The organism is Mycobacterium sp. 1165178.9 (assembly GCF_001673555.1).
Classification (GTDB): domain Bacteria; phylum Actinomycetota; class Actinomycetes; order Mycobacteriales; family Mycobacteriaceae; genus Mycobacterium.
Map to the genome: position 1 here is coordinate 1 of NZ_LZMB01000455.1, position 6793 is coordinate 6793.

A 6793-nucleotide genomic window follows, 5' to 3' on the forward strand; every position below is an offset into this window, starting at 1 on the left:
CATTTTCACCAGGTTGGTCAATGCCGGCTCGTCGTCGACCAGCAAAACCCTGATGGGTGACCCGTCGGCTCGGTAGATCCTGGGCAGCTGCCCCAGGATGGCTTGGCGTGGGCGCTGCGCGGCTGAGTTTCCCGACATTACGGTCATGTTCCTACATTCTGGCAAGCCACACATACGACTGTCACGGAGTTCATAGAATTCTCAAATGTAGGCCAGCCGCGCGATCACATCCGCGGCGCGCGACTATGTGTTTCTACCGAGCCGACGGGTCACCCATCAGGGTTTTGCTGGTCGACGACGAGCCGGCATTGACCAACCTGGTGAAAATGGCGCTGCATTACGAGGGCTGGGTAGTCGACATCGCCCACAACGGGCGCGAAGCGATGGCCAAGTTCGACCGGGTCAGCCCCGACGTACTCGTCCTCGACATCATGCTTCCCGACGTGGACGGGTTGCGGATCCTGGAACGCGTGCGGCAATCCGACGCCTACACCCCCACGCTCTTCCTCACCGCGCGCGACTCGGTCATGGACCGGGTCACCGGTCTGACTGCGGGCGCAGACGACTACATGACCAAGCCGTTCAGCCTCGAGGAACTGGTCGCCCGGCTGCGCGGCCTGCTGCGCCGCTCCGGCCAGCAGCCCACGCCGAGCGCCGAAACGCTCAAGGTCGGCGACCTCCGGGTCGACAGTGCCAGCCGGGAGGTCACCCGTGATGGCGAGTCGATATCGCTGTCTTCCACCGAATTCGAATTGCTGCGCTTCCTCATGCGCAATCCCCGCCGCGCGCTGAGCCGCACCGAAATCCTGGACCGCGTCTGGAATTACGACTTCGCCGGCCGCACCAGCATCGTGGATCTCTACATCTCATACTTGAGGAAGAAGATCGACTCCGGGCGGGAACCGATGATTCATACCGTCCGCGGTGTGGGGTACATGCTGCGGCCGGCGGAATGACCCGAGACCCGGAGGTCGCATCCGGGAACTTTCCCCGGTGGTTCCCGCATTCGCTGCGGCGCCAACTGCTGTTGGGGGTGCTGGCGGTGGTCAGCGTGGTGCTGGTAACGGTCGGGATCGTCTCGGTGCTGAGCCTGCGTGGCTACGTCAACATCATGAGCGATGCGGATGTCGCTGAGTCCCTGGACGCGTTCAGCCACCAATACACCAAATACCGCAACGGCGAACACGTCTCGTCGAAGCCCGGCACCCCGCCGATCGCACAGGCGATGCTGGAGTTCACCGGGCAGACGCCGGGAAACCTGATCGCGGTGCTGCACAACGGCACCGTGATCGGGTCGGCGGTGTTCTCCGAGGACGAACCGAAACCCGCGCCGGCCGACGTCGTCGGCGACCTTCAATCGCAATCCTGGGGTAACGGACCGGCGCGCACCGAAATCCTCGGCAGGCTAGGGCCTTACCGCATCGACAGCACCGTCAACGGGTCCGACGTCCTCGTGGTCGGGGTGTCGCAGAATCTCGCCGACCGCATCATCGCCCGCAAACAGCTCACCACCATCGTGCTCACCGCGGCGGCATTGCTGCTCACCGCCGGGCTCACGGTGTGGGTGGTCGGCTACACGCTTCGTCCGCTGCGCCGGCTCGCGGCGGTCGCCGCCGGTGTCGCCGCCATGCCACTCACCGGCGACGACCACCGGATCAGCGTCCGGGTACCGCCGCAGGACACCAACCCGCAGAACGAGGTAGGCATCGTCGGCCACACCTTGAACCGCTTGCTCGACAATGTCGATAGCGCGCTGGCGCATCGGGTCGACTCGGATCTGCGGATGCGCCAATTCATCACCGACGCGAGCCATGAGTTGCGCACACCGCTGGCGGCCATTCAGGGTTACGCAGAACTCACCCGCCAGGACAGTTCGGCGCTGCCGCCGACCACCGAATACGCACTGGCCAGAATCGAGTCCGAGGCTCGGCGGATGGCATTGCTCGTCGACGAGTTGCTGCTGCTCTCCCGCCTCGGTGAAGGACAGGATCTGCAGTCCGAGGACGTCGACCTCGCCGAGTTGGTCAGCAACGCGGTGAATGACGCGGCCGTGGCAGCCTCCACGCACCTTTGGGTCAAAGAACTGCCCGACGCGCCGGTATGGGTTCGCGGCGATCACGCCCGGTTACATCAGCTGGTCAGCAATCTGCTCGGCAATGCCTGCGTGCACACCCCGCCAGGAGTCACGGTGACGACTGGAATCACCTGCCGCCGTGTCGGTCCCGGGGCACCGTACGCGGAATTGACCGTGACCGACGACGGCCCCGGCATCGACGCGGAGCTGCTGCCCAAGCTGTTCGAGCGGTTCGTTCGGGCCGACAAGTCGAGATCCAACGGTTCGGGCAATGGACTGGGTTTGGCCATAGTCAATTCCATCGTCAAGGCACATCACGGTTCAGTCACCGCCGAATCCGACGAGAGCCGCACCGTTTTCCGGGTGCGGCTGCCATTGATCACCAGGTCGAACACCGACAAACCATCGCATTAGCGTGCCGGCGGCGGTGCGCATGTATGCCGTTGTCACAGGGGCTGATTGGTGAACGCTGCAATTCTCTCCGGCCAGGCTCGCCCTCTCGGCACAGACGTGTGGCCGGCCGGTCGCTCGGGAGGCGTTAAGAAACCGTAAATGTGCACCGCGCACCCGTTAGGAAACCGTCAACCGGACGCGCCGGCGGATGACACGCCGCTAATTTCGAGCTGATCTTGGCTGGCGAGACTTTCGCTGATGGTGGTGACCCGCTGTGCCCGGCTGCGCCGCGCTTGCGATCACCACGTGAAGTGGCTGGCTCGTCGAGTCCCCTTTCGTATGCACGTGATTGGCGCGGACGGAGAAATGATGGGCGTGGTGGTGTATCTCGTGCTGACCGTGGCGGTGTTCGCCGCACTCGGCCTGGCCCAGAAGATGGTCGAACGGCTGTGAACTACCAGAACGCGGTCGGCCTGGGGCTTTCCATCCTCATCGCGCTTTACCTCGCAGGCGCCCTGCTGTTCCCAGAGAGGTTCTAAGTGAACACGACAACAGCCGGGCTCCTTTTCCTCGTCGCTCTCGTCGCGGCGGTGGTGGCCGTACACGTTCCTTTCGGCGACTACATGTTTCGGGTATATACGTCGGAAAAGGACTTCCAAGCCGAGCGGGTGATCTATCGACTGATCGGGGTCGATGCCCGCGCGGAGCAGACCTGGGGCGCCTACGCCCGCAGCGTGTTGGCGTTCTCGTCGGTCAGCATCTTGTTCTTGTTCGTGTTCGAGCTCGTGCAGGGCAAGTTGCCACTGCACCTGCATGACCCGGCCACCAAGATGACGCCGTCGCTGGCGTGGAACACCGCGGTCAGCTTCGTCACCAACACCAACTGGCAGGCATATTCGGGCGAAACGACCCAAGGCCACCTCGTACAGATGGCCGGCCTGGCGGTGCAGAACTTCGTTTCGGCCGCCGTCGGTATGGCGGTAGCGGTGGCGCTGGTGCGCGGGTTCGCCCGCAGGCGCACCGGTGAGCTCGGCAATTTCTGGGTGGACCTGGTGCGTGGAACGCTGCGCATCCTGCTGCCCATCGCGATCATCGGCGCGATCCTGCTGGTGGCCGGTGGCGCGATCCAGAACTTCCACCTGCACGACCAGGTCGTTACCACGGTCAACGGCACGCAGCAGACGATCACCGGCGGCCCGGTGGCCAGCCAGGAGGTCATCAAGGAGCTCGGCACCAACGGGGGCGGTTTCTACAACGCGAACTCCGCACACCCGTTTGAAAATCCGACCGCGTGGACCAATTGGCTGGAAATCTTTTTGATCCTGGTGATCGGCTTCTCGCTGCCGCGCACCTTCGGGCGGATGGTGGGTAACACCAAGCAGGGCTTCGCGATTGCTGCCGTGATGGCCACGCTCTATGCGACCAGCACGACGTTCATGCTGTGGTTTCAGGTGCAGCATCACGGCACGGTGCCGACGTCGATCGGCGCGGCGATGGAGGGGGTCGAGCAGCGCTTCGGCGTCACCGACTCCGGGGTGTTCGCCGCCGCGACGACGCTCACCTCGACCGGCGCCGTCGACTCCACCCATGACTCCCTGACCAGCCTGGGCGGCATGATAGCGATGTTCAACATGCAGCTGGGCGAGGTCGCGCCCGGCGGCACCGGGTCCGGCCTGTACGGCATCCTCGTGCTGGCGGTGATCACCGTCTTCGTCGCCGGGCTGATGGTCGGGCGCACCCCCGAGTACCTCGGCAAGAAGATCACCCCGCGCGAAATCAAGCTTGCCGCAAGCTATTTCCTGGTCACGCCGTTGATCGTGCTGACCGGCACCGCGATCGCGATGGCGTTGCCCGGCGAGCGGGCCGGCATGCTCAACGGCGGACCGCACGGACTCTCCGAGGTGCTCTACGCGTTCACCTCCGCGGCCAACAACAACGGGTCGGCCTTCGCGGGGCTCAGCGCCAACACCGACTGGTGGAACACGGCCCTGGGGCTGGCGATGGCTTTCGGCAGATTCCTGCCCATCGTGCTCGTGCTGGCGTTGGCAGGCTCACTGGCCAAGCAGGGCAGCACACCGGAGTCGACGGGCACCCTGCCTACCCATCGGCCGCAATTCGTCGGGATGGTCGCTGGCGTCACGTTGATCGTCGTCGCCCTCACGTTCTTGCCCATGCTCGCGCTCGGGCCTCTCGCTGAAGGAATCCACTGATGACCGCGACCACGATCCTCCCGGCCGAGCAGACGCAACCGGCAACTCCCGCAAGCAGAAAGCGGGTGCAGGGCGGCCTGCTCGACCCAAATATGTTGTGGAAATCGACACCGGATGCGTTGCGAAAGCTCGACCCGCGCACCCTGTGGCGAAACCCGGTGATGTTCATCGTCGAAATCGGCGCCGCCTGGAGCACCGTGCTGGCGTTCGTGGACCCGACGTGGTTCGCGTGGCTGACGGTGATCTGGCTATGGCTGACCGTGCTGTTCGCCAATCTCGCGGAGGCGGTCGCCGAAGGCCGGGGCAAGGCCCAGGCCGAAACGCTGCGTCGGGCCAAGACGCAAACCATGGCACGGAGACTCAAAGACTGGGCGCCCGGAGCCACCATGGTCGAGGAAGCGGTCGCCGCTCCGCAGTTGCAGCAGGGCGACGTCGTCGTGGTCGAAGCCGGCCAGGTGATCCCGGGTGACGGCGATGTCGTGGAAGGCATTGCCTCGGTGGATGAATCGGCGATCACCGGTGAATCGGCGCCGGTGATCCGCGAGTCCGGCGGCGACCGCTCGGCGGTCACCGGTGGGACCACCGTGCTGAGCGATCGCATCGTGGTCAAAGTCACCCAGAAGCCGGGAGAAAGCTTCATCGACCGGATGATCGCGCTGGTGGAGGGCGCCAACCGGCAGAAAACTCCCAACGAGATTGCGCTGAACATCCTGCTGGCGGCGTTGACGATCATCTTCGTGTTCGCCGTCGCGACCCTGCAGCCTCTGGCGATCTACTCCAAGGTCAACAATCCGGGCGTCCCGGACGGCCAGGCGCTGGGCGCAAGTGGTGTGACCGGAATCGTGATGGTCTCGCTCCTGGTCTGCCTGATTCCGACGACGATCGGCGCGCTGCTGTCAGCCATCGGCATCGCCGGCATGGACCGGCTCGTACAGCGCAACGTGCTCGCGATGTCCGGGCGGGCGGTGGAGGCCGCCGGCGACGTGAACACCCTGCTGCTGGACAAGACCGGCACCATCACCCTGGGCAACCGGCAGGCCGCGGCCTTCATCCCGCTCGACGGCGTCTCTGCCGAACAGCTGGCCGACGCCGCCCAGCTGTCCAGCCTCGCCGACGAAACACCCGAGGGCCGTTCGGTAGTCGTGTTCGCCAAGCGGCACTTCGGGTTACGGGCACGCACACCCGGTGAACTTGCCCAGGCGCAATGGGTGACGTTCTCGGCCACCACCCGGATGTCGGGTGTCGACCTCGACGGCCACCTGTTGCGCAAGGGTGCCGCGAGTTCGGTTGCGGAATGGGTACGCGCGCACGGCGGTACGGTGCCCGCGCAGCTCGGCGAGGTCGTCGACGGCATCTCGGCCGGAGGCGGTACTCCGCTGGTCGTCGGCGAGAGTGGTGGCGGCATCGCCGACAAAAAGGCAAGAGTGCTTGGTGTCATCCATCTCAAGGACGTCGTCAAGCAGGGCATGCGCGAACGGTTCGACGAGATGCGGAGGATGGGCATCCGGACCGTGATGATCACCGGCGATAATCCCTTGACCGCCAAGGCGATCGCCGACGAGGCCGGAGTCGACGACTTCTTGGCCGAGGCCACGCCCGAGGACAAGCTCGACCTGATCAAGCGCGAACAAGAAGGCGGCAAGCTGGTCGCGATGACGGGTGACGGGACCAACGACGCGCCCGCCCTGGCTCAGGCCGACGTGGGTGTGGCGATGAACACCGGCACATCGGCCGCCAAAGAGGCCGGCAATATGGTCGACCTGGACTCCGACCCCACCAAACTCATTGAGATCGTGGAGATCGGCAAGCAGCTGCTGATCACCCGGGGCGCCCTGACCACCTTCTCGATCGCCAATGACATTGCGAAGTATTTCGCGATCATCCCGGCGATGTTCGTCGCGCTGTTCCCAGGGTTGGACCTGATCAACGTGATGCGGCTGCACAGCCCGCAGTCGGCGATCCTGTCCGCGGTCATCTTCAACGCAATCATCATCGTCATGCTGATCCCGCTATCGCTGCGCGGTGTGCGATACACACCGAACAGCGCGTCAAAATTGCTGAGCCGCAACCTATATGTCTATGGCCTCGGCGGCATCGTCGCACCGTGCGTTGCGGG

Annotated in this window: 6 protein-coding genes and 1 pseudogene; 6 read left to right on the plus strand and 1 reads right to left on the minus strand. The window is 64.7% G+C overall.

Going from position 1 to position 6793, the window contains the following annotated elements:
• A pseudogene (locus A5652_RS19335) lies at window positions 1-147 on the minus strand (DNA-binding response regulator); the annotation flags it as partial.
• A gap of 98 nt (window positions 148-245) precedes the next feature.
• On the opposite strand from A5652_RS19335, the gene A5652_RS19340 reads away from it, so the two are divergent.
• The 6 genes from A5652_RS19340 to kdpB all read left to right on the plus strand — a co-directional run.
• A complete protein-coding gene (locus A5652_RS19340; RefSeq protein ID WP_067355136.1) occupies window positions 246-956 on the plus strand; it encodes a response regulator transcription factor in 711 nt (236 codons plus the stop codon).
• Window positions 953-2488, plus strand: coding sequence for a cell wall metabolism sensor histidine kinase WalK (locus A5652_RS19345; RefSeq protein ID WP_067355139.1), 1536 nt, complete (start codon window positions 953-955; stop codon window positions 2486-2488). Before A5652_RS19340 ends, A5652_RS19345 begins: the two co-directional genes overlap by 4 nt.
• Window positions 2489-2836: 348 nt before the next feature.
• Window positions 2837-2920 carry a potassium ABC transporter ATPase gene (locus A5652_RS29225; RefSeq protein WP_156745433.1) on the plus strand — a complete coding sequence of 28 codons (84 nt, stop codon included), beginning with the start codon at window positions 2837-2839 and terminating at the stop codon, window positions 2918-2920.
• Complete coding sequence (locus A5652_RS29230) at window positions 2917-3006, plus strand: potassium-transporting ATPase subunit F (protein WP_067355147.1); 90 nt, start codon at window positions 2917-2919, stop codon at window positions 3004-3006. Before A5652_RS29225 ends, A5652_RS29230 begins: the two co-directional genes overlap by 4 nt.
• Window positions 3007-4677, plus strand: a complete 1671-nt coding sequence (kdpA, locus tag A5652_RS19360; RefSeq protein WP_067355151.1) for a potassium-transporting ATPase subunit KdpA — start codon at window positions 3007-3009, stop codon at window positions 4675-4677.
• Window positions 4677-6793: potassium-transporting ATPase subunit KdpB (kdpB, locus tag A5652_RS19365; RefSeq protein ID WP_067355155.1), on the plus strand; the 2117-nt coding region annotated here is incomplete at its 3' end. The genes kdpA and kdpB, both read left to right, overlap by 1 nt.